This is a genomic window from Pseudomonas sp. DE0157 (assembly GCF_007678615.1).
Taxonomy (GTDB): Bacteria; Pseudomonadota; Gammaproteobacteria; order Pseudomonadales; family Pseudomonadaceae; genus Aquipseudomonas; species Aquipseudomonas parafulva_B.
This window is the reverse complement of the sequence record NZ_VEJN01000045.1, coordinates 1-512: the sequence shown is the minus strand read 5'-3', so window position 1 is coordinate 512 and position 512 is coordinate 1. Positions and strand designations below refer to the sequence as shown.

The 512-nt window shown below is 60.4% G+C and carries 1 protein-coding gene; it reads left to right on the top strand.

Annotated features, from left to right (window positions below; translation table 11 throughout):
• Positions 1-512, top strand: a 512-nt coding sequence (locus tag FS777_RS21270; protein ID WP_145257595.1) for an immunoglobulin-like domain-containing protein, incomplete at both ends; no start/stop codon positions are given.

The window sequence follows — 512 nt, the reverse complement described above, 5'->3', positions numbered from 1 at the left end:
CCAGCGGCTGCGGTTACCACGATCAATGATTCAATCGACACTACAACCGCGACCCTGACCGCGAACCCTTCGGTTACTGAGGGCGGTGTCATCACCTACACCGTGACCCTGACCAACCCGGCTCAGACTCCGGTGACTGTGACCCTGTCCAACGGCCAGGTCATCACCGTTGAAGCAGGCAAGACCCAGGGCAGCATCGACTTCCAGACCCCGGCCAACGATGTCTACAACAACGGCTCGACCGTTAGTGTGACCATCGACAGCGCCACGGGCGGCAACTTCGAGCAGCTAACGCCTAACCCGACGCCAGCGGTAACGACGATCAACGACTCGATCGACACGACCACTGCAACTCTGACCGCTTCACCAAGCGTCACCGAAGGCGGCGTCATCACCTACACCGTGACCTTGACCAACCCGGCTCAGACTCCGGTGACCGTGACCCTGTCCAATGGTCAGGTCATCACCGTTGAAGCAGGCAAGACCCAGGGCAGCATCGACTTCCAGACCCC